Source organism: Brucella sp. JSBI001, from assembly GCF_026014005.1.
GTDB classification, from domain to species: domain Bacteria; phylum Pseudomonadota; class Alphaproteobacteria; order Rhizobiales; family Rhizobiaceae; genus Brucella; species Brucella anthropi.
Map to the genome: position 1 here is coordinate 4,110,410 of NZ_CP110339.1, position 26,148 is coordinate 4,136,557.

The window sequence follows — 26,148 nt, forward strand, 5'->3', positions numbered from 1 at the left end:
TGTTCAGATGCGGCTGTTAAAAATGCATCCGTAATCGAACCGGGACAAAACAGAATGAGCAGCACCGAACTCGCAACCAGATAAGCCGCAACAGCCTTTCCGACCTGTTGCGGCATCTGCCCCGGACCAATTTCCCTTAAAGCGCATCCCGAAAAGTGTGTAACGATTTTCGGATAAGACACGCGTTGTAAAGCAGGCAGATCGCCGCCCGAATTCTTTCTCGAGCGGATGCTTCGTCATGCCTTTTGATAACAAACAAACTCCACGCTGGAGTTACTCCCTGCCATTTGCGCTCGCGCTGATGGCCCCTTTCGACATTCTCGCCTCGCTGGCCATGGACATCTACCTGCCGGTCGTGCCGTCCATGCCCGCCATCCTGCAAACGACACCCGCCATGGTGCAGCTGACGCTCAGCCTCTACATGGTGATGCTGGGTGTCGGGCAACTGCTGTTCGGCCCGTTGTCGGACCGCTTCGGACGCAGGCCCATCTTGCTTGGTGGCGGATTGGTTTTCGCCCTTTCGTCCTTCGCGCTGGCGATTACCGACAATGCCGCGCTATTCGTGGCGCTTCGCTTCGTACAGGCAACGGGCGCCTCGGCGGCACTTGTCGCCACTTTCGCAACGGTGCGCGACGTCTATGCGACACGTCCCGACGGCGCGACGATCTACGGCCTTTTCAGCGCCATGCTTTCCTTCGTTCCTGCGCTTGGCCCGATTGCCGGTGCACTGATTGCAAAGGGTTTCGGATGGCGGACAATCTTCGCATTGCTGGGCCTGTTCGGTCTCATCGCAACATGGCGCGCCTTGCGCCACTGGCACGAGACACGACCGACCGGCGATGCGCCAAACGCCGGCAGTCTGGGGCGGATCATAAAGGATTTCCGCTTCTGGACCTACACGCTCGGCTTTGCCACGGCGATGGGCACGTTCTTCGTATTCTTTTCTACCGCACCGCGCATTCTGATCGAACGCAGCGGCTTCGGCGAAACAGGATTCAGCCTTGCTTTCGCAAGCGTTGCCGGCGTCATGATCGCCGCCACGCGCATCCTGCCGCGCCAGACGCAGAAATGGGGTGCCCGTACAAGCGTGGCCCTTGGCATGGTCGTGCTCCTTGCCAGCGCACTCCTGCTTCTGGCGGGCGAGACACTGCTGCAACCATCATTCACAAGCCTCATCGTCCCGATGTGGCTTGCCGCTGTCGGGATCGTTCTCACCGCATCGATGACGGCGAATGGTGCGCTTGCAGCTTTTGACGACAATGCGGGCATGGCGGTCGCAGTCTATTTCTGTGTTCAGAGCCTGATCGTCAGTCTCGCAGGAACCGCACTGGTCATTTTCCTGCCTGGCGATACTGCCTGGCCATTGATCACCTTCTGCACCTTCATGCCGTTGCTGGTTCTGGCCATGCTTGCAAGGCTACGAAAGAGCTGAGGGAAATGGCGGTCGGCAGCACAAACTGTCGACCGCCATTGAAGCCCTGCCGTGGACACCGCATAATGCCCGCAATCCGGTTGTCTTGATTCGCAGCCGCAGCCCCTAGAGCGCCGTGCGTCCATATGGACGCACAAAGGATGCTCTAACCGATCGAATCTACGCATCGTACTTTCCGAAAATCGTAATCGATTTTCGGGCCGATGCTGTAGGCAAAACATGGAACTGCCCCATGATCGCAAACAGATTGAAGAAGATCATTCTCGCAGCCTCGCTGGCCGCAATGATCGCGCCCGACTTCGCGCCAATGGCCATGGCGGAAGACATGCCGGCCAAACAGGCTTTCGGCGGTGAAAGGCTTCCTGTGCTGACGCAGCAGCCACAATCCATCGGCTTTTATGCCAAAGGATGCCTTGCCGGGGCGGTGGCATTGCCGACGGACGGACCGAACTGGCAGGTCATGCGCCTTTCGCGCAACCGCCGCTGGGGTCATCCGCGCATGATCGGTCTTCTGGAGAAACTGTCCCGCGATGCAGCACAGGACGGCTGGCCCGGCCTGCTCGTCGGTGACATCTCACAGCCGCGCGGCGGCCCGATGCTCACCGGTCATGCCTCGCATCAGGTCGGCCTCGATGCCGATATCTGGCTGACACCGATGCCGAAAAAGCGGTTTTCCGATGCCGAACGCGAAAGCGTTTCCGCCGTTTCGATGCTGAAACCGGATTCGCTTTATGTGGACCCGAAAAAATGGACCCCCGCCCGCACGGCCCTCATCAAGCATGCCGCAAGCTATCCGGAAGTCGAGCGCATCTTCGTGCATCCGGGCATCAAGAAGCAGCTTTGCGACACAGTGACGGGCGACCGAAGCTGGCTCGGCAAGGTTCGCCCCTATTGGGGGCACTTCTACCATTTCCACGTGCGCCTGACCTGCCAGCCCGGTTCGCCTCAATGCAAGGGACAGCCGAAAGTGGCTGCTGGCGACGGTTGTGACAAGTCGCTCGCCTGGTGGTTCACCGACGAGCCATGGAAGCCCGCAAAGCCGTCGAAGGAACCGCCAAAAAAGCCGCGTCCGGTGATGGTTTCCGATCTGCCGAAGGCCTGTGCCGCCGTCCTCAACGGCCCTGCGCCGAATTCGGTTGCGGATGTCACCTACGGCGTGCAGTAAAGGCTTTTAGCGCTTTTCAGGTCTTTGGCACTTCGCTATAGATTTAAAACGATTTAGAATGCTAATGACAAGGTTATCAACTCGTAAGGTTGCTCATTCATGACGGAACGCCTGCGCATCGCATTGATCGCCCACGACCAGAAGAAGGATGACATGGTCGCCTTCGCCAAAGCGCATGAGCAGGCTTTGGCCCGCTTTGACATCGTGGCGACGGGGACGACCGGCAGCCTCATTCTGGATGCCTGCCCTTCACTCAGCATTCAGCGTGTGAAAAGTGGGCCGCTCGGCGGAGACCAGCAGATCGGCGCGATGATTGCGGAAGGCACGGTGGAAGTGCTCATCTTCTTCATCGATCCGCTGTCCCCGCTTCCGCACGATGTCGATGTGAAGGCGCTGACACGCCTTGGCAGCGTCTACGATATTCCAATGGCGCTCAATCGCGCGACAGCGGAAAAACTGATCAAAGCGCTTGATTAAAGCGCATCCCGAAAAGTGTGAAACGGTTTTCGGAAAAGATGCGCGTAAAAACAAATGATTAGAGCGCGATCTGATCCAATCAGATCGAAACGCGCTCTAATCCTGCACAAGACAGGCTCGCCCGCGGAAGACCACCGCGGGCGGGAGACATGACCAGGGAGAGGGCATGCTGGCGAAGTACAGCATGTCTCCCAAAAGTGGGAACCGGCTTTGGGACAAAAACATGCATGAAAACAAAGAGATAGAGCTGGTCGAACAGGGGTTCCGGTTTCCAGTACTCGTCGGCGATATCGGCGGCACCAATGCCCGCTTTGCTATCTTGGTGGATTCCAATGCAGAGCCGAAGGAATTTCCCGTTCTCCAGACAGCGGATTATGCAACCATCGATGAGGCGATACAGAGCGCCATTCTTGATCACACTTCGATCCGGCCACGCTCCGCAATTCTCGCCGTGGCCGGCCCCGTCGACGGTGACGAAATCGACCTCACCAATTGCGACTGGGTCGTGCGTCCGAAGAAGATGATCGCCGATCTCGGTTTCGAGGACGTGACCGTGCTGAACGATTTCGAGGCGCAGGCGCTTGCCGTCGTGTCTCTCGGCAGCGATCATCTGGAACAGATTGGCGGCAAGCCGGAAGAAGTGATTGCCACCCGCGTCGTACTCGGACCGGGCACGGGGCTTGGCGTTGCCGGTCTTGTCCGCACACGCCATGCATGGGTGCCGGTGCCTGGCGAAGGCGGCCATATCGATATCGGCCCACGCACTGAACGCGATTATCAGGTCTTCCCGCATATCGAGCGCATCGACGGCCGCGTCGCTGGCGAACAGATCCTGTGCGGCCGCGGCCTGCGCAATCTCTATCTTGCCATATGCGCCGCCGACAAGGTGACGCCAACGCTGGAAACACCTGCCGACATCACTTCAACAGGGCTCGATGGCAGCAATGCGCAGGCGGAAGAAACCCTGCATCTGTTCGTCACCTATCTCGGACGCGTTGCAGGCGATCTGGCGCTGATCTTCATGGCGCATGGCGGTGTCTATCTTTCCGGCGGCATTCCGCAGCGCATCCTTTCTGCGCTCAAGTCCGGCGCTTTTCGCGAAGCATTCGAAGACAAAGCCCCGCACAAGGCCATCATGCGCGACATTCCTGTCCGCGTGATCACGCACCAGCTTGCAGCCCTCACAGGGCTTTCCGCCTTTGCGCAGGCCCCCGCCCGTTTCGAAGTTTCGACCGAAGGACGCCGCTGGCGCATTAGAGCATGATTCCGAAAAGTGGGAACCGGTCTTCGGGTAAAATCATGCTCAAACAAAAACTTAGAGCGGGATGATGGTTCAGCTTAAAAACATCCCGCTCTGACCGGCAAAGCTTGAGGATGGTCAAGCCGCACGGATAACGTTATAGAAACGCTGCACTGAAATTGCCGATGGCTTTTTCAGTGCAGCGTTTCCGTATGGGAAGTCGTATTTTTCAACGATAGCCGCCGGACCTGCCGGAGGGCTAAGAGACAAAAAGCGCTTTTGCACGTGAGTCTATTTAAGAAGAAAAACAAGAAGATCGATACGGGCGAAGCCACCCGCGTAATCCGGCGCATGATGTCGGAAAACATCCGCGAATATAAAAAGAACTACATTATCGCCATTCTGGCATCGCTCATCGTCGGCGGATCGAATGGCGCACTGGCCTATATGATGAAGCCGATGATCGACAAGATCTTCTATGAGCAAAATCTCGCTCTGGTCTGGGTCATTTGTGGCACATTGCTGGCCATCTTCGTATTGCGTGGCATTTCCGGCTATATACAGGCTGTGGAACTGGCCAAGATCGGCAACAATCTGGTCGCGCGCTACCAAAAGCGCATTTTCGACCATCTGATGAAGCTCGGTCTCGATTTCTATAACGACACCCGTTCCGGTCATCTGGCAGCGCAGATCAATCAGAACGTTTCCGGCATTCGCGATCTGCTCAACATGACGATTTCGTCGATCGCGCGCGATTTCATCTCGCTCGTCGGTCTCGTCGGCATGATGTTCTACATGGATCCGGTTCTGTCCGTTGCGATTTTCCTGATCGGACCGCCGCTTATTCTCGCCGTTGCCTATATTTCGCGCCGCATTCGCTCTGTCACCCGTGATCTCGTGCATCTCAATTCCCATCTGCTGGGCGCGATGCAGGAATCGATTCAGGGCATTGCCATCGTCAAGGCCTTTACGATGGAAGACCAGTTGCGCGCCAAGATCGGCAAGCTCATCGACCAGTCCGAAGGCCGTAGCAACAAGATCGCCAAGGTCTCCGAGCGCACGACGCCCATTTCCGAAATGCTGGCAGGTTTTGCCGTCTCCGGCGTGCTGGCCTATAGCGGCTACCGCGCCATTCTCGAACAACAACCGCCCGGCGCAACCTTTGCCTTCATCACCGCAATGCTGCTTGCCTATGACCCGGCTCGCCGCCTCGCCCGCCTTCAGGTCGGGCTGGAAAAGGCGCTCGTCAATGCGCGCATGATCTATGAAGTGCTGGATATAGAGCCGCGCCAGCGCGATCTTCCAAACGCTGTGGAACTGAAAGCCGGTCCTGGCGAAATCCGCTTCGAGGATATCTATTTCTCCTATAACGAGACCGCCCCGGTGCTTCACGGCGTCAGCTTCGTCGCCAAGGCGGGAGAAACCACTGCCGTGGTGGGCGCTTCGGGCGCGGGCAAATCGACGCTCATCAATCTTGTCCAGCGCTTCTACGATCTCGACAGCGGCAAGATCCTGTTCGACGGACAGGATATCGCACAGGTCAAGAAACGGTCGCTGCGCCATGCCATCGCCTATGTCTCGCAGCAGCCCTATCTGTTTGAAGGCACCATTGCCGACAATATCCGCTATGGCCGCCCGGACGCGGCGGATGAGGAAATCATCGAGGCGGCGAAACTTGCCCATGCGCATGAATTCATCCTGCAACAGCCGCAGGGCTACGACACGCCGGTCGGCGAAAACGGCGTGACGCTTTCTGGCGGCCAGCGCCAGCGCGTCTCGATCGCTCGCGCCATCGTGCGCAATGCGCCGGTTCTCCTGCTCGACGAAGCGACTTCCGCCCTCGACAACGAATCGGAGAAGCGGGTCCAGCAAGCGCTGGAAGGCATCATGCAGAACCGCACCACAATCGTGATTGCCCATCGGCTTTCCACGGTGGTCAATGCAAATCGCATCGTGGTGATGGAAGCTGGTCGTGTGGTGGAAGAAGGGCGTCACGACGATCTGATCGGCATCCAGAACGGCGTTTATGCCCGCTTTTATCAATTGCAGAGCGGCAACGGCGATATCATCACCGAAAAAACGGCAGAAGAATTGCGGACAGGAGAACCCCGATGAGCGGAGAAACGCAGAACAGCGAAGTGGGCCTCGTCGTCGTCGGCGCTGGCGGACGCATGGGCCAGACATTGATCCGGACCATCCAGACCATCGAAGGCGCGAAACTGGTCGGTGCCATCGAACGCTCCAGCTCTCCACTTCTCGGCAGGGATGCGGGCGAAGTCACCGGCATTGGCCCGCTCGGCGTGACAATCACCGACGATCCGTTACCGGTCTTTGCCAAGGCGCACGGCGTCCTCGACTTCACAAGCCCTGCGGCAAGCGTGGAATTTGCAGGGCTTGCTGCGCAAGCGCGCATCGTGCACGTCATCGGCACGACGGGCTGCTCGGCTGAAGACGACGAGAAAATCCGCGCCGCCGCCCGCCATGCAACCATCGTCAAATCCGGCAATATGAGCCTCGGCGTCAATCTTCTGTCCGTTCTGGTGCAGAAAGCAGCGCAAGCGCTCGATCCTGCGGATTTCGACATCGAAATTCTCGAGATGCACCACAAGCACAAGGTCGATGCACCGTCCGGCACCGCGCTGCTTCTCGGCGAAGCGGCAGCGAAGGGGCGCGACATTGCATTGGCGGAAAACAGCGTGCGCGTGCGTGACGGTTATACCGGCCCGCGCGAAACCGGCTCCATCGGCTTTGCAACATTGCGCGGCGGTTCGGTTATCGGCGATCATTCGGTGATTCTGGCTGGTCCCGGTGAACGCGTCGTTCTTTCCCATCATGCCGAAGACCGGTCGGTGTTCGCACGCGGTGCCATCAAGGCCGCACTCTGGGCCCATGGCAAAAAGCCCGGTCTCTATTCGATGCTCGATGTTCTCGGGCTGAACGACTGATCGTTTCCACCGGAGCGCCGATCCGACCTGTTCAGATCAGCTCTCCAGAGTTTTGTCTTATCGCGCATCTTATCCGAAAACCGCTTCACACTTTTCGGGATGCGCTCTCTAACGGAGCGTCGCATATGTCTCGTACTCTCGTCCTGGTCCGCCACGGTCAAAGCGAGTGGAACCTCAAGAACCTCTTCACCGGATGGCGCGATCCGGGCCTGACCGAACAGGGCCATGCCGAGGCGAAGGCCGCAGGCCAGCGCCTGAAAGCTGCCGGTCTGAAGTTCGACATCGCCTATACGTCTGCGCTGTCGCGTGCGCAGGTGACCTGCCAGCACATTCTGGACCAGCTCGGTCAGTCTGATCTCAAGACGATCCGCGATCAGGCCCTGAACGAGCGCGACTATGGCGATCTGTCCGGCCTCAACAAGGATGATGCCCGCGCCAAGTGGGGCGAGGAACAGGTCCATATCTGGCGCCGTTCCTACGACGTCCCGCCTCCGGGCGGCGAAAGCCTGAAGGATACCGGCGCGCGCGTTTGGCCGTACTATCTGCACACGGTGCAGCCACACGTGCTGCGCGGCGAAACCGTTCTGGTTGCAGCCCACGGCAATTCGCTCCGCGCACTGATCATGGCGCTCGATGGTCTGACACCGGAACAGATTCTCAAGCAGGAACTCAACACCGGTGTTCCGGTCGTTTATCGGCTCAATGCCGATTCGACTGTCGCTTCGAAGGAAATTCTCGAAGCCTGATAGCTGTTTGGCTGTGAATTCGTCGGGCACGTCAGCGCGCCCGTCCCTCATTTCAACGCGAAAAAAGCATTGGCTGAAAAAAAGCTGGCTGAATGTCGAAAACGCGATTGACAGAGACAGGTCGACCCCTTAGATGGGTCCTCGTCGCCCAGATGGCGGAATTGGTAGACGCACCAGCTTCAGGTGCTGGCGCTCGCAAGGGCGTGGAGGTTCGAGTCCTCTTCTGGGCACCATTTCCAAGTCTTCAGACCACTACCAAGGTCCAGAAGCACCCCAAAAAGCCCGCGCAAGCGGGCTTTTTTGCTTTCTGAGTTTCTGCTGGCCTCCACTGAGCTCCACTTGCAGCCACAGATTTTGTTGGTACTGTTGTTGGTATAGCGCGCTTTTCTCGCGTTTTGGCCCGAGGCGATACCAACAATGGCTTTGACAGACACCGCGATTAAGAACCTGAAACCGCAAAACGCCGCGAAAAAATACAGCGACGGTGGTGGGCTTCATCTGCTTGTCAGCCCTACCGGCTCGAAATTGTGGCGTCTTGCCTACCGATTTAATGGAAAACAGAAACTGCTAGCGTTCGGTGCGTATCCGTCAGTATCGCTTGCCGACGCGCGTCGACGTCGAGAAGACGCGAAAACGCTACTGGCGACTGGAACGGATCCAAGCGAACAGGTCAAAGCCGATCGGCGTCGCCAGCGCGTTTCGTCCGCAAACACGTTCGACGCCATCGCTGACGAGCTACTGGAGAAATTCGAACGTGAAGGCCGAGCCGAAACCACTATGATCAAAAAGCGCTGGCTGCTTGATCTAATCAGACCCGCCATTGGCTCGCGCCCCATCGCAGAAATTACGGCTGCCGAAGTTCTAGAACCCTTACGCGCTGTGGAAGCCGAGGGAAACTATGAAACGGCCCGCCGTATGCGCTCTACTGCCGGCCAAGTGTTCCGCTATGCGATTGCAACATCTCGAGCAGACAACGACCCCACCGGCGCACTGCGAGGAGCTCTGACCACTCCTACGGTCACACACCATGCAGCGATCACCAATCCCCAAGCTTTTGGAGGATTGCTCCGGGCGGTCTGGGCCTATGAGGGCACGCCCGAAACCAAGGCCGCCTTGCAACTGATGGCAATGCTTTATCCGCGCCCAGGCGAATTGCGGAAAGCGCATTGGTCTGAGTTCGATCTGGACGCGGCGACGTGGACCATTCCCGCCGCCAGAATGAAAATGCGACGGGGGCATGTTAAGCCACTGCCCACTCAGGCGGTTGGGCTTCTGCGGGAATTGCATAAGCATACCGGGGATGGATCTCTCGTTTTCCCATCGATCAAATCGCGAAAACAGCCAATCAGTGAGAACACGCTGAACGGCGCCTTGCGTCGCCTGGGCTTTACGTCCGAAGAGATGACCAGTCATGGATTTCGCGCCTCTGCTTCCACTATGTTGAACGAAAGCAAGAAATGGCCTGCTGACGCCATTGAAGCGGAATTGGCGCATGTCGGAGCTGATCAGGTCCGCCGCGTCTACCACCGGGCGCTTTATTGGGATGATCGCGTGAAGATGGCTCAGGCTTGGGCAGACGATATCGACGCTCTCCGCAACCAAGGTGTAGGGGCGTTCGGTTGAAGACAAGACGAAATCTCACGGGGAAAATTCGCGGTCGTCCGCCGAAGCTCCCGGTCAAGCATGACCCGGAAAATCCAGCATTCGATTTCCATTCGGATGAAATGGCACGCGACTTCAAGCGTCAGATGGACCGGCTAAGAAAACCGCCCCTCTATGGCTACAACTCGGACACCGATAAAGTGGTTTTCGAGACTTATTATTATTCACGCGCAAGCGAGCTTCTGCTGCGCGAGGGGAGGTTACAAACTACCCAGAACCTAGCGCTGGCTCTTATCGACGTTTTGAATGCTGATAGACGTTGCAAGGATGCAATCGAACGGTGGTTACGTTCGGGTAGGAAAACGAGCCTGAAAGCTGCGTTACGCGAGCGCTCGCGGAGAAATTAGTTTCTGACGGCCGCCCTTTCCGACATTTATTTAGCGTTTTCATATGGATAAAAGGCCCGCATTGCAGAATTGTATGACGTATGTCTGATGCTCCATAGTCTCCGACAGACAACTACGGAGCTGTGCGGAAAATGGATATGCCTTACGAAGATCGATTTATCGACGTCAAAGAAGTTCGGCAGCTAATTGGATTTAGCCAAGCAAAAATTTACGTCATGGTGAACGAAAAGACGTTCCCTGCACCCCTGAAATTCGGTCGCGCTTCCCGTTGGTCGTTGAACACGGTTAGAGAATGGATGGCTCGAAAAGTCCGGGAGGCTGCGTAATGTCAAAACCTCGTCGCAGCTATAAAGCCCCGCACCCGGCCAGCAAATTGAGCTTTTTCATTCGATGTTTCGAATGGCTCGACGCCAACAGCGTTTCGCCAACTTTTACCCACATTTCAATCGATGTCGGCGCAGACCGCGATACGGCCTTTGCAGCTGAGCAGAATAACGCACATTACGAAGCCATCAAAACGACTACTCGAGCGAAAGTGATAGAAGAACTGGAGCTTGCGGGTGTTACTGAGACTGCGAACTTATCCGACCTTATCAGCCGCATCGTTGATAATCGTCTCCTGCTTTTGGCATTCTCCGGCCAACTGCTTGATCAAACAAGTAACGGCGGCCTAGCCGCTTACGTGTCTCTGCAAACTCGCGTTATCTATGCCTGCCTCGCCAACTTGCGGGGAGCTCACGAACAGAGAAGCGATAATTGGTGTCACAATCAAACCGCCAAAGACCTTAACGCTGATATTCCCACGATGTCAGAGAGCCAAGGGCTAGACGCTCATCTCATTCGGAGAACTGACGCCCGTTTCCTCAAGGAGTGCCTTTCGGCCTCGAAGGAATTGAGCTGCGGAAAGACCCGGTTTCTTGAGGCGTTTAAAGCGATGATGTGGCGCGATCGGCTTATGGTGCAAGCTCTGAACGATTTATGGATACAGGCAAAACAACACGAGCTTCTTAAATCTCGTAAAGGCTATGACCTTGCGAACGCCGTCCATACCCATAAAGGCATTCCGCAGTGTGTCGACTGGTGGCTGAAGCGGAATAGTGCACGTATCCGATATGCATAATCTTTGCGATTTCGCACGCGTATGCCGGTCTGTGATCGCAAACTTTTTAGCGTGATTGTGTCGATCTCACCAACCTGGGGACGACCAAAATGCAAACTGTATACGCCAGCAACATGATTTCGCCCGCCGAGGCCGCAACCCGGCTCGGGATTTCGCGCAACCGCGTTTATGCGCTCTGTGCATGCGGAATACTGATTTCCGGGCGACTAGACGGGAAAATTCATGTCGACGGCGATAGCGTTCAGAGAATGAGCGAAATGCGTCGACGTTCGCGCATGGCGCGCAAAGCCAAGCATCTCCGATTGATCGTCAACAACGACAAATGAAAAGACCGGCCGCCCATTGCAGGGGCGAACCGGTCAGAAGGTGTCCGACATGAATATACAACAAAACCACTCCGAAAAGCTAGGCGACTTTCTCGCCAACAGATCTCTTTCTATTAAGTCTGATCTTGAAATTTATTGTGCCGTTGATGAAGCGGTCAGCTTTCTAAAGAAGCTTGATCCAACCGGCCGACACAATATCGTTCGCATCAAAATTGATCGAGTGGCTAACGCGAAACATGCGCCGCGTGGGCGAACTTTCGAGCCAAGTCAATGGGATGCCATTCGAGCGTATCTTGCCGACGGATACGGTCGCGACAACTACTATTTCTCTTTGAACGAACCGCGTCCGAATTCTCCGAACGGCAAGCTTAGCAAAGCCGATATATTGGGGGTTCGCGCCCTTTGCGTTGACATTGATCCTGACGACGGTATTCAGTTGGAACCGTCTCGTGAACGCATCCGGCAACAGTTTATCAACGCAGCAGACGGGGATTTTCCGCCGACCGCTGTTTGGGATAGCGGCGGGGGCTTTCAAGCGTGCTGGATAATCGACGAGAAAGTGCCAGTCACTCCCGAAATCGCCAGCGAGATTGAAAGCTTCGGCCGCAGTCTTGCGTGTCAATACGACGGGGATCGGGTTCAGAATATAGATCGCATTTTCAGATTGCCGGGCATGCTTAACATTCCGGACGCAAACAAACGGGCACGCGGACGGATCGAGCGACCTGCAAAACTACTGCATTTCAACGGCCCCACCTACGGCATGCGGCAGATCCGCGAGTTAGCACCTGTCGCTGCACCGGGCAGTGCCGCGTCTGATCTGGATCCGCGAGTTTCACAAACCATGGCAGAGATCGACCTTGCCGAGGCTTCTGAGTGCTCAACCTTCGAAGCGCTACCCGTCGATCTGCGAAATCGGTTCGCTGTCGCGTGTGACAAGAATCCCCAACTACAATCCATATGGGAAGGTGACCCAAACCATGTGAAGGGGGCCAAATCTGGATCGACCAGCGAATGGCATTTTGCGCTCGCGTATCAGATCCAGCGTGTTCGGCAGCTTGAGTTTTCGGTCACCGAATTTGCGCAGTTGCTTCATGTTTGGCCGCAGATCAGCGAGTTTTGGGAAAAATATGATGACGATCAGCTTTGCCGCCAGATTGCCCGTGATTGGGTAAAGACAACGCCTACGGCCGACGCTGCAGAAACCGTCATTAAGTGGTTTGATCCATCAGCGTTAGCGGATCAAAGCGGCGGTCTGTTTCCCGATGAACCCAAAGAGAGCTGGCCGGCGCCAATCGATCTTTTCGGCGACGAGCTTCCTACGCAGCTTTCAGAGCCTCCGGTCGGTTCCTTGCCGCCCATATTGGAGCGATGGGCCCGCAGTGAAGCGCGGCGCAAGGGCGTGCCGCTGTCGTTCGCTGCCGCATCAGCATTGGCAACTGTGGCGGCCGCGATTGGAAGCTCGTTGAACATTCAGGCCCGCAGCATGGATAACACCTGGGCCCTTCCCGCCTCCCTGTGGGTTTGCCTTGTCGCGCCTCCCGGCGCTGCGAAATCCCCCTTGATATCGTCAGCAATCGCGCCCTTGCGAAAACTTGATACTGAATACCGCAGATCAGATTTGGCCCGTCATGCCGAGTGGTCAGAGCGCAAACGCAACAAAGCTACGGCAAACATTGGCGGTCCCGAACCACGAATGCGGCGCACTCTCGTGGATGACACGACAATCGAGCAGCTTATCAAGATCCAGGCCGATAACCCGCGCGGTGTGCTCCGCGTGCCGGATGAACTATCGGCGCTTTTGGGTTCTTTCGGAGCGTATAAAAAGACTGGCGACGGCGACCGCGGCAATTTTCTGGGCATGTTCGACGGTCGCGCTATCAGCAAGGATCGCGTGAACGGACAAAGCTCTGTTTATGCGGAGCACGCGTTGCTCGGCATCCTGGCAGGCACTCAACCGAAAAAGATCGCAGCTTGCGTCCGCGACTTGGGCGGCGACGGCTTGCTTCAGCGTTTTCTTTTTGTAGTGCATGATGGTGTCGAACGGGAAGGTTTGGACGAAGCGCCAGATATGGAAGCCGGGCACCGGTACGCCCATATCGTTCGTCAACTGGCAACCGCGGAATATGGATCGAAAACACCGGTTCGGTTGTCACCGGCCGCCTATACGGTTCTGCAAGATGGCTGGCGCAAAATTAAAACGCTGATGCATATCCCAGGTGCGAGCGATGATTGGATCGGGCATGTCAACAAATGGGAGAACTTCCTTCACCGCATCGCACTGACTTTCCATGCAGTCGAGATGGTGGAGTTTCTAGGCGTTGTCGATCCCACATGGGAAGTTTCCGAAGACGTCGCGCGTCGAGCTGTTGCGTTTTCCAGCTATCTCGTACGCCACGGCTTGCAGTTTTACGAAACGAACTACCAAGGCGCCGATGATACGGTTTTGGCGCGGTGGATTGCGGGCCACTTCCTGACAAAGCCTGACCTTGCAGCGGTAACGGTGCGAGATATCACGGACATCAAGAAAGAGCTTCGCGGGGAGCAGAATTTCAGAACGCTGGCCGCCGCGATGGCAGAGCTTGAACACTTCGGCTGGGTGCGCGTTTCAAAGACAACCAGCCGAGGGCCGAGCCAATGGAAAATCAATCCGGCGGTGCATGCACGTTTCAAACAGCGCGCAGATTGGGAACGGAAAACGCGGGAAGAAAAACGCGCACGCATTCAACAAGCTGTTAAGGCGCGCAACGATTTCACTTCTGAGGACATATTGTCCGGTTTGGAGGCGTAAAATGATGTTTTTCCATTCAAAGTGCGGACTTTGCGGCTTGCGTACGCGAACATACAGAGCCTTTTTTTCTCTCTTCTTATATTATTAATTCCCCAGTCATTGGGAGCCTACAGGGAAATCTATCTTATGCGCGCGCAAGCCGCAAAGTCCGTAAAACACCGGTTATGCGTATCACATACGCATTGACCGGCGCTCGACGGTTTCCCCTCTCCAGTTCGATGGCTCATATGCGCAACTTCGCCGAGGTGGCTTGATGAGACGTATACAATCGCAGCGGCTTCGGAACTGGCAGCGATCCGAAGAATGGCGCGAGATTGCGCGGCAACATTGTTTCAAGATGAACGCCGAACGGCATTTGAAACCGAAGTGTGGCGCGACGAACAAAAAGGACGGCGAGCCCTGCAAAAATCTCGCCATGGAAAACGGTCGCTGCAAATGGCACGGCGGAAAATCACCAAAGGGCAAAGAATGGCACAAGGTCCAACTTCCTGATGGAAATTCGCGCAATGCGGTCGCCCGAGCCGAACGCAAACTTGCCGACAAGCGCCGTATCGAAAAAGCGCGCAATAAGCGACTGGCTTCCATGACGCCAGAACAGCGCCAGGAATACGAGAAATGGAAATCTACGCATATTCCCGGCCCGAAAGCGGAACGCGAGCGCAGACGGCAAGAACGGGCGAATAATGATGAATTCCGTTGGCGCCACGCCAACGCGGAAACTCAGCCAGTTACCCTGGAAGTGGCTGCGCTGGCAGCCGAACGCAAAAGGCTTGAAAGCATGCTTCAGGACATAGATGCAATCAGCAACGCAAATAAAAACATGGGGGCTTTCGGATGAACCAGCCAAAGGATGATTTTCAGGACGAAGATCTGGCAAGACGTGAGCAGGTCAGGAGGCGTTCGCGCGTTGAGGGTATAGAAGTTGCTTACGAAACGGCATTAGCAGTCTGTAAGGATCCAAAATCTACGTCACAAGCTAGGTCAAATTCTGCTCGGACACTTTTGGAGATTGGCGGGATGCTTAATCGCGCTGATCGAAACGATGAAAAACCATCCGGTAAAGAACTGCATGAGATGACGGGTGAAGAGTTAGCAGCCCACAAGCGCCAGTTAGAAACGGATAGGCGCCGAATAGACGCCATTATCAAATCGACTTCGACCGGCGGCGCGTTCGATTGAGCGTCATTTCTTTTTGAGGCGTTCCTCTTCGCGTTGACGCCGCTTAAAGAAATCCATGTGGATGCTGACATATTGCTCTTTGGCAATTCGCTGCTGAAATTCAGGAGTTCCAGGGATGTAAGGAGCTTTTTTCGCATTTATCGCCGCTTCGCGGGCCGCGATATAAGCGTCCACATCGCTCTCTTCGAACAGTACCGGGCGCCCGGGAATGTACGCCAGGAACCCTTTCACTCGTAGCGCCTTCACGGCGCTCTCGGATTTGCCTATTTTTCTCGCGACTTCAGCCGAAGTAAGTAACCTTATGGGCGCTTCCGTTGACTTCTCAACCATGCTTTTCTCGCCGCCTCAGTCCCTTTTTTCCAAGCGTTTGGGTCTTTTCGATAGGGCGTCATCGGATCGGATGTTGCCGCAATCTTTGCGTTGTCGATAAACAGCCGGAGATCTTCGTGATCGATTAGTACCGGCCTGCCCGGCACATAGGGCAATCTCCCCGAAAGCCGCAGCTGCTTTACCTTGCCTCTCGAGCATCGGAGTAATCCCGCTACTTCCTCTTCCAGCAAATATCTTGAGTTTTGCACATCGCTCTCATTCATTGCGAAATAATAGAAAACGTGCCAAATAAGTCAAATATATTTTTCTGAATAGTTTTATATTAAACTGTATGCTGAATGCATGTCTTACAAGTTTAATATCTTACATACATCATACATACTTATTATTTTCCAATCTATATTGACAATACATTAACCTTTAATACAATTGGAAGGTGGAAAAGGAACTGGTAAAGCGCTAATGTGCTTTTGGGTCGGCTGATCACTGATCCAAGTCCGGAAGCTGACGGCATGTCCAAGGCGAAAGCCTAAAATCGTCAGGCTGCGGTAGCCAGTTCTCAATTCCGGACTTTAGAAATCATGAGAACAGCCAGGAGCTACCGAAATGACCATGTTAACTAACACAATCCCTGCTATCGAATACGGCCCTTCGCTTGTGAGCTTTTCGCAGATTGTGCCAATCGAACAAGCGCATATGTACGAAAACGCGCTAAGCGATGTTTTGGACGGTGATTGGGCAGCTTTCGACACCATGCTGACGGTTCAGCCGTACGACAAGCGCCACCCTGTACATAACACACTACCTGGTTCGAAGTCGGCAACGGCAAGTGAAAACTACGTATTTTGCGCTGACATGCCATACGAGACATTTCTCAGCTTCATGGGCAAGATATGAAGAACTAACGGCCCCAGCGGTGACGGTTCATTCGAACCGCCACAATACGGTTAGTGGCGAATAGGAAAGCATGACCACATGCAAGTACCAAGAATGGGCATATTATTGCTTTTCATGTGCGCAGGGTGCACGACCGTCGAGCAACGAGAAGCGGCGGAGCAAAGCCGCTTTTCGTCATTCAACGGTATGACTATGGCCGCTTTCACTTCCGAAACGCTCATAACGCCGCACGATTTTTATGACGCGCAAGGCGTTCGCGTTTTCGTAGCCTACAAGTCGGCACCGGACCCACGTTTCGGTTGTAAGATGCTTATACGAGCACGAAATATGGGGGCGGGCGTAGCTGCGGATGACTGGACCATACAGGGAATAACTCGGCAAGGAGGCTGCGCCGGTATTTAAGCAGCCTTCACGGTTCAGCACAGACAGACGCATTATCCAGCGCCCGATAAACGGTCGCCTTGCTCAAACCGGTACGCGCCATGATATCCTTGATAAGCACCCCCTCACCTCTCAACCGGCGAATTTCGGCAACGACGTCCGGCGTTGCTTGGGTCTTTCGGCCGAACTTGGTGCCTTTTGCCTTCGCCTTAGCGATCCCATCCATTTGACGCTCTGCGCGTATTGCCGTCTCGAACTCCGCAAACACTCCCAACATTTGCAACATGGCGCGCCGGCGGGGTTACTCGTATCGATGCTCTGATCGAGAACGCGCAATTCTACCCCCTTGCCTTGCAGATCCTTCACAATTGCGAGCAGATCGGCCGCAGATCGGGCCAGCCTATCGATTTTCGTGATGACGAATGTATCGCCTTTCCGTGCAAACCGAAGCGCTTCCTTCAGTGCCGGGCGGTTGCTGTCGACGCCCGAACGTTTCTCTTCGAAGATATGATCGGGCTCGACGCCGAGCGCCAGCATCTTGTCGCGCTGCACTTCCAAGCTTTGGCCGATGGATGAAACGCGAATGTAAGCTACCAGCGACATGTCTCATATATCCTTAGAGTTAACGATAACAAATATATGAGACATAAAAAGAGACACGTCAAGCGACAGTCTCACAAAGTATACTTTTGAGGCGCGCCCATCGCCCCTTATTCATAAACCGCATCGCCTGCAAGGTGGTCGGGGGCGGCGTCGAAGGGCGGGGCCGCCCCCTGGCACACTCCGAACGCTCCAACGCTGGCGCCGCCCCACGTCCGCACAAATTTTCAGGGCGCGAGAAGTTTTTGGACATTAAGTCCGGCATCTTCAACGACAATAATACTTTGCGATTTAGGCGTTCTTAAAGACGGTTTTATCGCAAAATTGGAACGCGTATTTTTGACCTTAACGTAGTTTTCATAGGTCGATCATGAGCATCACGAACAGTAACTTGAAAGCGCCCTACTGTAATGCAGCGGATCTGGTATTTGATCTGAAACAAATCAAACACGACGACCATCCCGCATATTACTTGGGAAGCGCAGTGTGCAATCTGGAAGCCGCTGCTGTGAAAATCGCAATTACTCGTGACGACTATGAACTCATTGCAGCTGCGTTTGCTGGGGCAACAACAGAAACGCTTATGTCGTCCGCATCTCATCTGTACGTGGACGACGTAGGCCTCGGATTTGGCGCGGTGTTGCGCCTCTTGAAGCAATGGCTGCAGGCAAAGGAAGATCCCTTTAAGGGAGGTTTGCGCAGAGACATCCGAGTATTCCGCAACGCTCTGCACAACATAGATCTACGCGACCAGCGAAAGAGCGACGAATTAGCCAATCAATGTCTGAAAGTCACCAGGATATTCGATGAGACGCTGGCACCCTTCCAGTTTCTCTACTCTTCCCTCAATGAGACCTCCACTAATTGAAGGTACTGCTGGCATGGCTCGACCAACGAAATACACCTCAAGTTACAGCTTCACCGGGTTTCAGACGCAGTACCCGACGTCACCAATGCCTGCGCCCCGGCTCGATGAACAGTTCGACAATATCGCGCAGTCGCTTGGCCAGAGCATCGACGCAGTCAACGACATCCGCCGCGATGACGGGAAGCTGAAAAACGGAATTGTTACGCCTGAAAGCCTGGCTGCGTCTCTGAACATCGGTTTCACGATGGCCGGACAATGGCAAGTCGGCGAGCGCTACGACGCGGGCGATGGCGTGGTGCATAACCAGAAGTTTTACGTGGCGTTGGTCGCAAACACGGCGACATTGGCCAACGCTCCGGACGCAGATAGTGCAACGTGGGGCTATCTTTTCTCGGTTGACGATCTGGTCGTTGCGGGCGCACTGTCTATTCCGGTCGTATCCGGAATTGGCGATGGCGTGACGAAAACGTTCACGTTGCCTGTTGCGCCTGCCAGCGTGAACAACGTTTTTGCGAAAGTTGGCGTTAACGTTCTCAGCATCAACGCTTACACAGTCTCCGGCCCGTCCATTACGCTGAACACAGCACCTGCAATTGGCGTCGCCTATGAATTTCGCATTCTGTCGACGATCGCAGTAACCGAACTCGAACAGGCCGTTTATGACGCTCGGGATGTGGCAGTGGCCAAAGCAGCGGCAGCGGCCGGCTCTGCAACCGCAGCAGCCAATTCAGCGACAGCAGCAGAAGGAAGTGCCTCAGCTGCGGCTAATTCAGCCTCTGCGGCGAACACCAGCAAGAACGACGCTGCGGCATCTGCGACTGCAGCTTCAAATAGCGCCAGTGCGGCCACGATCAGCGCGTCGAATGCGTCAGGATCGGCCACATCTGCGGGTAACAGCGCAAATGCTGCTGCAGGGAGCGCATCGGCTGCTTCGACCAGCGCAGGAAACGCTGCGAACAGCGCGACAAACGCAGTCAGTAGCGCGACAGCGTCCGGGAACAGCGCTGCGGCAGCGGCAGGGAGCGCCAGTGCAGCCGCTATCAGTGAAGATAAAGCGGAGGACGCTGCGGAACGCGCGGAAACGGCAGCTTCCGGGGTTCAGTTTCCGGTTTCCTACTCACCACAGACGTTGACGTCGCCCCAGAGGAAACAGGCAAGGACCAACATCGACGCCGAGCAGCGTCAGGTATTAACTGTAACCAACATTAGTGCTCCAACCGTCTACATCGACCTCACTTTGCCGAGTGGTTACTCGTATTTTGAACTTCACGGTATCGACGTGTATTCAGATACAGAAAACGTGGCTCTAGCTCTTAACGTGAGTATCGACGGTGGCGCTAGCTTCATTACTGATAACTCGTATAGAAGCAGCAGAATTGTAGTTACTGGCGCAACAACTGGCTCATTTATTGGATCGGAAATTCTTACTTATGTAGTGATTGGAAGCAACGTATCCATAGACCATGGCATTCGTTTTCAAACGATCATCTATCCTGGCTATGGAGCAAAAGCCAAACCTGCTTTTTCTAGCATAGTAGGACTTCAACCAGCTATTGGTGGAGGGGGGTACAAAACGCAGATTATTAACGGAATGCTAATTACGGGCGGTACGGCCACCACCATACGCCTCTATATGGGCACCTCTAATATAGTTAGTGGAAAATTCGTGCTAGTGGGGGTCGGCTCATGAGCAATCTATCAGCATTGAAGGACGGCAAAGTTATCAAGGTCGATGAAACCTGGCTGCGGACCCGCGACAATGGCGATTTTAACAATCCCGTCCAGCTACTCATTTCACGGCTCGCGAACTCCGTCTCGGACTTCTCAGTTTGGGAAAACTGGCCGAAATAGATGCTGCGATTACCGGTGTCGCTGCAACTTCACTCCAGATCCCATTCAGCGTCATGCACGTTGATGGTCTGCGATCTGACATGCGCATTTTCCGGAACGCGCTGCATAACGCCGATCTCATATCCCAACGACAGCACCGGGAAGCCATCGACCCACAGCAGAAGACGCTACGCCTCGTCGAAGAAATTCTGGCATCCATCCAGCATCTTTTAGTTCTGCCGACTAGCGGAAATGTCGTCCGTTTTCACTCTAAGAATGGGAGAAAGGACGGCAGAAATGATCGAAGTTGAGTTGCCCGATGGCACAATCGTGGAGTTTCCAGACGACACCTCGCACGATGTCATGCGCAATGCGCTCTGGAAGCGCTTCGGAAAGCAAACCGCCACAGCCCAGCCAAAGCAACAGAACCCCTTCGCACGTGACATGGGTAAGCTTGAGCGAGCATTGGCAAACGAAAGTTTACGGCAGCCCGAAGTCTCACCAGCCGTCGTTGCACCTGAAGATGCGCGCGATGTAAACGGTATTCCAGGTGGCCAGACGACGGGTTCGCAACCTGCACCGACTGCCCTCGACAAGATACTTGATGTAGTCGACTATGCCGACAACACGGGCGCAGTCACGCTCAACGGCGCGCGACGCGGCGCTGCAGAGTTCGCAGCACTGCCCGGACTGGTCGTCGACGCTGTGAACAATGCACCAAGGCTGGCCAACCTGCTCCCCGGCGTTGAAGGCGTCGGTCCGATGTCGGAACGGCCGTTTCTTGGCTCGGCGATGATCGCCGACAGTCTCGACACGGCGATGACTGCTCCGGCGCAAGCCGGCGCTTACGCTTACAATCAAGGCGCTGAAGCTCTTGGATCCGATAGTCGCGTGCAGGCCAACCGCCAGCCGGAGGACGCTTTCCAGCGCGTAGCCTATCGCGTGGGCCGTGAAGTAGGCGCAACTGCCGTACCGGTCGGCGGCGCGCTTGGTGTGGCGTCGCGTGTCGGAGCCGAAGGCGCTCGCAATATGGGTCCACTCGGCCGAATGTTCGTTGAGCCACTTGCTGTTGCTCCCGGCACAGTGCTTCAGAAAGAGGGAGCGATGGCCGTGGGTTCCGGGATGGGCGCGGGTATTGCGAACGAAATGGCTGGCAACCCGCAAGAAGGAGATAATTTCTGGTCAGATTTTCTGGGTTCTCTCGCAGGAGCCAGCCTCACCGCTGCCGGATCCCGCATTCTTGGGGCAGGCAAGAACGCATACGGTGCGATCACTGGCAACCCGAACATGATGGATGAAGTCGCCGGGCAGGAAGTTGTCGACCGCATCATCAATAATTCCCAAGATCTGGCCGATCAGTTTGCGCAGTCTGGAGCAGTGAACACGAAGCCGTTGGCGGACCGGCTGCGGCAACCTTCGGCCGCTGAACGCGCTGTTCCCGGTTACGTCGCCAATATCGGCGACCGGAGCGGCGATACATCTTTGATGACATTTGCGCAGAACGTCGACATGGTTTCGCCAGGTGCGGCCAACGTTCGGCGGACAGCAAACAACGTCGCCATCGACGCAAGGATGGCCGAGCTGGCACCGCAAGGTGATCCAGCTGCGTTTCGCCAAGCGCTGGACAGTTACCGCGACCGGGCAATTGCTGATGCGATCAGTGAAGAAGAAATCGCTCGCGCAGTTTTCGGCGATGCAAATCAGGCTGTCCAGCCAACGCTTGGCAATGCCTCGGCACGCGGTTCATCTATCCGCGCAGGGCTGCAGGACGCCTACGATAATGTCAAGGCTGCCGTTAATAAGGCGTGGGAGCCGATCAACAACGCGCAGGTCGATGTTGATGTCGGCCCGCTTAGGGACCGCTTCAACCAGATCGATGAAAGCCTGCCTCTCAATGATCGGCAGCGGTTCCGCCCGACGGAAGCCAACATCCCCGCGCAGCTGGCGCCAGAACAGGCCGGCGCCCCCGTACAGACTGGTTTGCTGGACGCGTCTGGCAATCCGATCACCCGCACACCTGAAGCGGCCAGTGCGCAAGTGCCTTTGCAGGAAATCACAAGTGCACGTTCCGGCCTCACTGACGATATCCGGGCAAACCGCGCTGCGCAGCAAAATCAGGCAGTGCGCGTCGGACAGCAATATCGCAATGAGATTGACAACTTCATCGACCAGTCGATCCCGGTCGAGCTGCGGGAGCAATACGACACGGCCCGCGCCGCCCGCCGCGATCAGGCAGATCGTTTCGAGCGCCCAGGCACCGGCATCGCAGAAACGCTTCGGCCGCGTGAAGGCGGCGGGTATCAGCTGAACGATAACGCCGTCGCCGGACGTTTCGCGCAACCCGACAATGGCCGTCTTGACGACGTGCAGGCGCTTCTGCGGGAGGCGGGAGATGATCCTCGCGTTCGCAACGCTCTTGCAGATGAAGTTATGGCGCAGGTTCAGGCGAACCGTCTCGTTGATCGCCCGGAGGCACTTCAACGCTGGTTAGGCGACCGCTCGATCCTGCTCGACAATTTCCCCGAACTCCGCACGCGACTGCAGGACGCAGGTGCCGCACGTGAAGGTTTGACTGCCGCCGAACGCGCCCGGCAGGGAACAGAGAAGCGGCTGACGACCCCCGGTCGTTCGGCCACTGCCAGCTATCTGAAGTACGGTGACGAAGCGACCGTTGACGCGATCCGTTCTGTCACGCAAGGGCCACAGCCGCGGGAGGCCGCGCGTGAACTTCTGGAGGCAGCTGGCAACACACCGGAAGCCCGTTTGAACGCACGGTCGGCGCTTTGGGAAAGTGTGAAGTCGAAGAAATTCGCCGCTCCCGATGCGCAAGGTGCAGAACGTTGGGATGCGAAAAAGCTGAAGGCGATGTTCGACGACCCGAAAGTTTCGGCCGTTGCAGATGAACTTTGGGCGGACAATCCCGAGGATCTGAAGAACATCAAGGATGTTTTCAGCGCTCTGGCCGGAGCGGAAGGCAGCATCCGGCCACGGGCGGCGAACTCTTCCGGCACAGCGCAGGCACTGGCGAACAAGTACGATCCGTCCATGTCGGCTTCGTCGATCGCTTCGCGTGTACGAGGATATCACCGTGGAGTTATATCAGCTCCCATTCTGATCATCGATTTGGCGGCCTCGTACTTGAGAAACCGGACAGCGAAAGTGCAGGCACGGGCCATCGATCAACTGACAAGCGCCGTCGTGAACAACCCCGGCTTGGCCGCTGATCTGCTGGAAAAATACAATCCGGTGGACTGGGCCGCCAAGCGCAGGATGATCACTCAGAAGTATGGCGTACGCGCTACACAAGTTTTGAATATATTGGACGAAGCAAACGATCAAGACGACGTGCGTGACGCAGTTCTGAACGGCATCTAGAAACGACTATCAACAGCCGGGATTATTCTACTCACAGAGTAGTGTGAGTAAGAATGGGATACTCCCAACGCAAATCTGAAAAGCGGTTGCTCCGCAATTAGGTGCCTTTTTATGTTCCGTTTTACGCGGGGATCAAGTGGATTATAAATGGGAGATTTCACATATTCATATACGTTATCGTTTAAAAGAACGATCGGGGAATAATCCAACCGCCCACTCGATGTACCGCCCTGATTTCATTGAAACTTCACACCCGAAACGGCAAACTGACCAAGATAGTTTGATTATGCCAAAATCCGCTTGCTATCGGACGTGACGGCATTCATATACTGTTTAAATTCACGAGGAATTTTACTCGACGCGATGAATGTGGAGAACGGTATGAAGGCTATAGCCTTTTTCAACAATAAAGGCGGCGTAGGAAAAACTACACTTCTTTGCAATATTGCAGCCTATTTCGCGCAGGACGGCCTGCGAGTTTGTGTAGTTGATTGTGATCCACAGTGTAATGCGTCTCAATACCTTTTTCACGATGATTTTCTCGAAACTACATTTGACGATCCGCAGCAAAACATCGAAACTTTGTTCAGAGGTCTCATGGCGGGAGAAGGCCATGCTGCTCGGGCACCGGTCAAACGTTCCGCTGCATTTGGGGTAGACGCGGTGTGTGGAAGCCCAGGATTATCCATGGCCGAAGATTTTTTGGCCGAAGAATGGGCAGGGCTTAATACACAGCGTGGCCTTTCAAGCACGATGGTTTTCCATCGCATGCTTGGATCATTAACCGATTATGACTACGTTTTCTTTGACGTAAGCCCGTCTCTTGGCGCAATAAACAGAACTGTTCTGCTGTCGTGTGATTATTTTATTAGTCCTATGTCAATAGACATTTTTTCATTAAAAGCGTTCGAAAACATCAGTCGTTGGATGTCAAAATGGCACGCCCATTGGAATTATTCAGTAAATAGTCCTCAACTCGACGGAAATAACCAAACCGTTATTGATGCAAAATTGATAACGGGGGCGAAGTTTATAGGGTACGTTTCACAGCAGTATATTGCGAAGCGAGATGCCAGCGGCGAGCGACGGCCGGTGAAATCGTATGACGAAATCATAAAGCAAATTGACAGCCAGATTGATCAACATTTCAAAGGTTCTTTGCTGCCACCCAAGCCTTATGAAATTGGAAAAATCCCCAACTTGCATAGTCTCGCTCCGATGTCGCAATCGCGAAGAAAACCTATCTTTTCATTGTTAGCCGCTGACGGCGTCGTAGGGGCCCACTTCGCCAAAGTCAAAGAAGCGAAAGAAATTTTTGGCGAAGTTTCAGACGAAATACGAAAGCGGCTTGTGTAAAACATGCTCAGAGAAGAATGGCCGCAACCACTGATACGAGATATCGCTCGTCGGCGCGCGATTTTTGTTATTGGATCTGGTGTTTCTCGCCACGCTGTCGGCGCGGATAACGTAACGCGCCCGCCGGTATGGAAAGAATTTCTCAGAGATGCCGCTCAACGATTTCCTAACGCGGTTGAAACAGCGCATATCCATAGGGCGATCGACGACGGCGATCTTTTACATGCCTGCGAGTGGATTAAGAACCGATATGACGAGGATTGGGCGCCGTACCTTAGGTCTCGATTTACCGATCCGCGCTATACACCGAGTAGACTTCATGAACTGATTGCACTTCTAGATACGCGCGTCGTTTTCTCGCTAAACTTTGACGACATCTATGAAATTAAGAGTAGAGAGATAAATGAAGCGTCCCAGTTCACCAAAAATTATAGCGACACCGATGTCTGTGAGTTTTTAAGAAACGATGCAAGATATGTTGTCAAAGTGCACGGCAATCTAGCCTCGCCAGCATCACTCATATTTACTCAAGAGGATTACGCCCGGGCGCGTATAAAACATAGCTTGTTTTATTCTGCGTTCGACGCGGCATTATTGACGCATACTTTCTTGTTTATCGGCTGCGGCTACGGCGATCCTGATATCAATTTACTACTTGAAATCAGGCATTTAGCACTCAGCCTGGCTCGATCAACCCACACTATTTCTTGACGTCCGATGAAATATCGGATGACATGAAGAAGTCGCTTCGAAAGAATAGAAATCTAAAAACGCTTTGTTATGATAGAATAGATAATAATCACAGTGGATTGGTTGACGCCTTTGAACAACTTTATAGCAGAATAGTTGATGCCAGATCCTTGCTGATTGAAAATAGCAACTGGTGATGATTGTCCTTTACAGATGAATATTATTTAAGAAATTGTTGGCGGATGGGAGCAAACCTTTTTACATACCAAAGGATATTACGCCCGCACTTGCAGCGATTGAAATTTTGCCACAAAGCTAGCCGAAGCATTGCGGCTTAGGCCCAGTCATATGCAAATCGCCCGCTTATTGACTGCAATCACACTACAATGAT

The 26,148-nt window shown here is 54.8% G+C and carries 25 protein-coding genes, 1 tRNA gene and 1 pseudogene; 23 read left to right on the forward strand and 4 right to left on the reverse strand.

All coding sequences use genetic code 11. The features are described 5' to 3' along the window. Positions 1-238: 238 nt before the first annotated feature. The 16 genes from cml to LJ361_RS19665 all read left to right on the forward strand — a co-directional run bounded on the left by cml (position 239) and on the right by LJ361_RS19665 (position 15,430). Positions 239-1,432, forward strand: coding sequence for a CmlA/FloR family chloramphenicol efflux MFS transporter (cml, locus tag LJ361_RS19595; protein ID WP_264812097.1), 1,194 nt, complete (start codon positions 239-241; stop codon positions 1,430-1,432). 232 nt (positions 1,433-1,664) lie between these two features. Next, positions 1,665-2,597, forward strand: a complete 933-nt coding sequence (gene mepA / locus LJ361_RS19600; RefSeq protein ID WP_071632555.1) for a penicillin-insensitive murein endopeptidase — start codon at positions 1,665-1,667, stop codon at positions 2,595-2,597. A gap of 99 nt (positions 2,598-2,696) precedes the next feature. Next, on the forward strand, positions 2,697-3,074 hold the full coding sequence (locus tag LJ361_RS19605; protein WP_010659399.1) for a methylglyoxal synthase: 378 nt from the start codon (positions 2,697-2,699) through the stop codon (positions 3,072-3,074). 223 nt (positions 3,075-3,297) lie between these two features. After that, entirely contained in the window at positions 3,298-4,338 is a 1,041-nt protein-coding gene (locus tag LJ361_RS19610) for a glucokinase (RefSeq protein WP_010659398.1), read from the forward strand. Positions 4,339-4,599: 261 nt separating this feature from the next. After that, positions 4,600-6,429 (forward strand): ABC transporter ATP-binding protein, encoded by a 1,830-nt coding sequence (locus tag LJ361_RS19615; protein ID WP_010659397.1) that lies wholly within the window; start codon positions 4,600-4,602, stop codon positions 6,427-6,429. Then, a complete protein-coding gene (gene dapB / locus LJ361_RS19620) occupies positions 6,426-7,259 on the forward strand; it encodes a 4-hydroxy-tetrahydrodipicolinate reductase (protein ID WP_010659396.1) in 834 nt (277 codons plus the stop codon). The genes LJ361_RS19615 and dapB overlap by 4 nt, the downstream gene beginning before the upstream one ends. Before the next feature lie 125 nt (positions 7,260-7,384). Next, positions 7,385-8,005, forward strand: a complete 621-nt coding sequence (locus tag LJ361_RS19625) for a 2,3-bisphosphoglycerate-dependent phosphoglycerate mutase (RefSeq protein ID WP_010659395.1) — start codon at positions 7,385-7,387, stop codon at positions 8,003-8,005. A gap of 146 nt (positions 8,006-8,151) precedes the next feature. After that, positions 8,152-8,238: transfer RNA gene (locus tag LJ361_RS19630), tRNA-Leu, on the forward strand. 184 nt (positions 8,239-8,422) lie between these two features. Continuing rightward, a complete protein-coding gene (locus LJ361_RS19635) occupies positions 8,423-9,628 on the forward strand; it encodes a tyrosine-type recombinase/integrase (protein ID WP_264812098.1) in 1,206 nt (401 codons plus the stop codon). Beyond that, entirely contained in the window at positions 9,625-10,014 is a 390-nt protein-coding gene (locus LJ361_RS19640) for a hypothetical protein (RefSeq protein WP_264812099.1), read from the forward strand. The genes LJ361_RS19635 and LJ361_RS19640 overlap by 4 nt, the downstream gene beginning before the upstream one ends. Positions 10,015-10,151: 137 nt before the next feature. Then, entirely contained in the window at positions 10,152-10,340 is a 189-nt protein-coding gene (locus LJ361_RS23650; protein ID WP_413775042.1) for a helix-turn-helix transcriptional regulator, read from the forward strand. Further along, positions 10,340-11,134: a hypothetical protein gene (locus tag LJ361_RS19645; RefSeq protein WP_264812100.1), complete on the forward strand. Its 795-nt coding sequence runs from the start codon at positions 10,340-10,342 to the stop codon at positions 11,132-11,134. Before LJ361_RS23650 ends, LJ361_RS19645 begins: the two co-directional genes overlap by 1 nt. 89 nt (positions 11,135-11,223) lie before the next feature. Beyond that, entirely contained in the window at positions 11,224-11,460 is a 237-nt protein-coding gene (locus LJ361_RS19650; RefSeq protein ID WP_264812101.1) for a helix-turn-helix domain-containing protein, read from the forward strand. A 49-nt stretch (positions 11,461-11,509) separates the two neighbouring features. Beyond that, complete coding sequence (locus LJ361_RS19655) at positions 11,510-14,251, forward strand: YfjI family protein (RefSeq protein WP_264812102.1); 2,742 nt, start codon at positions 11,510-11,512, stop codon at positions 14,249-14,251. A 337-nt stretch (positions 14,252-14,588) separates the two neighbouring features. Then, a complete protein-coding gene (locus LJ361_RS19660) occupies positions 14,589-15,089 on the forward strand; it encodes an HGGxSTG domain-containing protein (protein ID WP_264812103.1) in 501 nt (166 codons plus the stop codon). Further along, positions 15,086-15,430, forward strand: a complete 345-nt coding sequence (locus LJ361_RS19665) for a hypothetical protein (protein ID WP_264812104.1) — start codon at positions 15,086-15,088, stop codon at positions 15,428-15,430. Before LJ361_RS19660 ends, LJ361_RS19665 begins: the two co-directional genes overlap by 4 nt. A gap of 3 nt (positions 15,431-15,433) precedes the next feature. Here LJ361_RS19665 and LJ361_RS19670 read toward each other — a convergent pair whose 3' ends face one another. Further along, positions 15,434-15,760, reverse strand: coding sequence for a helix-turn-helix transcriptional regulator (locus LJ361_RS19670; RefSeq protein WP_264812105.1), 327 nt, complete (start codon positions 15,758-15,760; stop codon positions 15,434-15,436). Then, positions 15,730-16,023 carry a helix-turn-helix domain-containing protein gene (locus LJ361_RS23655; protein WP_341457302.1) on the reverse strand — a complete coding sequence of 98 codons (294 nt, stop codon included), beginning with the start codon at positions 16,021-16,023 and terminating at the stop codon, positions 15,730-15,732. The genes LJ361_RS19670 and LJ361_RS23655 overlap by 31 nt, the downstream gene beginning before the upstream one ends. Positions 16,024-16,366: 343 nt before the next feature. On the opposite strand from LJ361_RS23655, the gene LJ361_RS19675 reads away from it, so the two are divergent. Next, positions 16,367-16,657, forward strand: a complete 291-nt coding sequence (locus LJ361_RS19675; RefSeq protein WP_264812106.1) for a hypothetical protein — start codon at positions 16,367-16,369, stop codon at positions 16,655-16,657. A 409-nt stretch (positions 16,658-17,066) separates the two neighbouring features. Here the strand turns inward: LJ361_RS19675 and LJ361_RS23530 are convergent, their stop codons facing one another. After that, positions 17,067-17,315 (reverse strand): helix-turn-helix domain-containing protein, encoded by a 249-nt coding sequence (locus LJ361_RS23530; RefSeq protein WP_413775058.1) that lies wholly within the window; start codon positions 17,313-17,315, stop codon positions 17,067-17,069. Further along, a pseudogene (locus LJ361_RS23535) lies at positions 17,289-17,641 on the reverse strand (recombinase family protein); the annotation flags it as partial. The pseudogene LJ361_RS23535 and the gene LJ361_RS23530, both read right to left, overlap by 27 nt. A 367-nt stretch (positions 17,642-18,008) precedes the next feature. On the opposite strand from LJ361_RS23535, the gene LJ361_RS19685 reads away from it, so the two are divergent. The 6 genes from LJ361_RS19685 (at position 18,009) to LJ361_RS19710 (ending at position 25,778) form a co-directional block, all read left to right on the forward strand. Next, entirely contained in the window at positions 18,009-18,506 is a 498-nt protein-coding gene (locus tag LJ361_RS19685; protein ID WP_264812107.1) for a hypothetical protein, read from the forward strand. A gap of 13 nt (positions 18,507-18,519) precedes the next feature. After that, positions 18,520-20,196 (forward strand): hypothetical protein, encoded by a 1,677-nt coding sequence (locus LJ361_RS19690; RefSeq protein WP_264812108.1) that lies wholly within the window; start codon positions 18,520-18,522, stop codon positions 20,194-20,196. After that, positions 20,193-20,357: a hypothetical protein gene (locus tag LJ361_RS19695; RefSeq protein ID WP_264812109.1), complete on the forward strand. Its 165-nt coding sequence runs from the start codon at positions 20,193-20,195 to the stop codon at positions 20,355-20,357. Before LJ361_RS19690 ends, LJ361_RS19695 begins: the two co-directional genes overlap by 4 nt. A 276-nt stretch (positions 20,358-20,633) precedes the next feature. Further along, the gene (locus LJ361_RS19700) at positions 20,634-23,711 is read left to right on the forward strand and encodes a hypothetical protein (RefSeq protein WP_264812110.1); all 3,078 of its coding nucleotides are present in this window, start codon (positions 20,634-20,636) and stop codon (positions 23,709-23,711) included. Between the two features lie 381 nt (positions 23,712-24,092). Beyond that, on the forward strand, positions 24,093-25,067 hold the full coding sequence (locus LJ361_RS19705) for a ParA family protein (protein ID WP_264812111.1): 975 nt from the start codon (positions 24,093-24,095) through the stop codon (positions 25,065-25,067). Positions 25,068-25,070: 3 nt separating this feature from the next. Beyond that, the gene (locus LJ361_RS19710) at positions 25,071-25,778 is read left to right on the forward strand and encodes an SIR2 family protein (RefSeq protein ID WP_264812112.1); all 708 of its coding nucleotides are present in this window, start codon (positions 25,071-25,073) and stop codon (positions 25,776-25,778) included. The last annotated feature ends 370 nt before the right edge of the window (positions 25,779-26,148 follow it).

What these genes read in the sequence shown, in the direction of transcription:
- LJ361_RS19710 (WP_264812112.1), top strand. Translation starts at nt 25,071, where the DNA reads ATGCTCAGAGAAGAATGGCCGCAACCACTGATACGAGATATCGCTCGT.
- LJ361_RS19655 (WP_264812102.1), top strand. Translation starts at nt 11,510, where the DNA reads ATGAATATACAACAAAACCACTCCGAAAAGCTAGGCGACTTTCTCGCC.
- cml (WP_264812097.1), top strand. Translation starts at nt 239, where the DNA reads ATGCCTTTTGATAACAAACAAACTCCACGCTGGAGTTACTCCCTGCCA.
- LJ361_RS23650 (WP_413775042.1), top strand. Translation starts at nt 10,152, where the DNA reads ATGCCTTACGAAGATCGATTTATCGACGTCAAAGAAGTTCGGCAGCTA.
- LJ361_RS19675 (WP_264812106.1), top strand. Translation starts at nt 16,367, where the DNA reads ATGACCATGTTAACTAACACAATCCCTGCTATCGAATACGGCCCTTCG.
- LJ361_RS19635 (WP_264812098.1), top strand. Translation starts at nt 8,423, where the DNA reads ATGGCTTTGACAGACACCGCGATTAAGAACCTGAAACCGCAAAACGCC.
- LJ361_RS19685 (WP_264812107.1), top strand. Translation starts at nt 18,009, where the DNA reads ATGAGCATCACGAACAGTAACTTGAAAGCGCCCTACTGTAATGCAGCG.
- LJ361_RS23655 (WP_341457302.1), bottom strand. Translation starts at nt 16,023, where the DNA reads ATGAATGAGAGCGATGTGCAAAACTCAAGATATTTGCTGGAAGAGGAA.
- LJ361_RS23530 (WP_413775058.1), bottom strand. Translation starts at nt 17,315, where the DNA reads ATGTTGGGAGTGTTTGCGGAGTTCGAGACGGCAATACGCGCAGAGCGT.
- LJ361_RS19650 (WP_264812101.1), top strand. Translation starts at nt 11,224, where the DNA reads ATGCAAACTGTATACGCCAGCAACATGATTTCGCCCGCCGAGGCCGCA.
- dapB (WP_010659396.1), top strand. Translation starts at nt 6,426, where the DNA reads ATGAGCGGAGAAACGCAGAACAGCGAAGTGGGCCTCGTCGTCGTCGGC.
- LJ361_RS19625 (WP_010659395.1), top strand. Translation starts at nt 7,385, where the DNA reads ATGTCTCGTACTCTCGTCCTGGTCCGCCACGGTCAAAGCGAGTGGAAC.
- mepA (WP_071632555.1), top strand. Translation starts at nt 1,665, where the DNA reads ATGATCGCAAACAGATTGAAGAAGATCATTCTCGCAGCCTCGCTGGCC.
- LJ361_RS19645 (WP_264812100.1), top strand. Translation starts at nt 10,340, where the DNA reads ATGTCAAAACCTCGTCGCAGCTATAAAGCCCCGCACCCGGCCAGCAAA.
- LJ361_RS19660 (WP_264812103.1), top strand. Translation starts at nt 14,589, where the DNA reads ATGAACGCCGAACGGCATTTGAAACCGAAGTGTGGCGCGACGAACAAA.
- LJ361_RS19690 (WP_264812108.1), top strand. Translation starts at nt 18,520, where the DNA reads ATGGCTCGACCAACGAAATACACCTCAAGTTACAGCTTCACCGGGTTT.
- LJ361_RS19695 (WP_264812109.1), top strand. Translation starts at nt 20,193, where the DNA reads ATGAGCAATCTATCAGCATTGAAGGACGGCAAAGTTATCAAGGTCGAT.
- LJ361_RS19670 (WP_264812105.1), bottom strand. Translation starts at nt 15,760, where the DNA reads ATGGTTGAGAAGTCAACGGAAGCGCCCATAAGGTTACTTACTTCGGCT.
- LJ361_RS19700 (WP_264812110.1), top strand. Translation starts at nt 20,634, where the DNA reads ATGATCGAAGTTGAGTTGCCCGATGGCACAATCGTGGAGTTTCCAGAC.
- LJ361_RS19605 (WP_010659399.1), top strand. Translation starts at nt 2,697, where the DNA reads ATGACGGAACGCCTGCGCATCGCATTGATCGCCCACGACCAGAAGAAG.
- LJ361_RS19610 (WP_010659398.1), top strand. Translation starts at nt 3,298, where the DNA reads ATGCATGAAAACAAAGAGATAGAGCTGGTCGAACAGGGGTTCCGGTTT.
- LJ361_RS19705 (WP_264812111.1), top strand. Translation starts at nt 24,093, where the DNA reads ATGAAGGCTATAGCCTTTTTCAACAATAAAGGCGGCGTAGGAAAAACT.
- LJ361_RS19665 (WP_264812104.1), top strand. Translation starts at nt 15,086, where the DNA reads ATGAACCAGCCAAAGGATGATTTTCAGGACGAAGATCTGGCAAGACGT.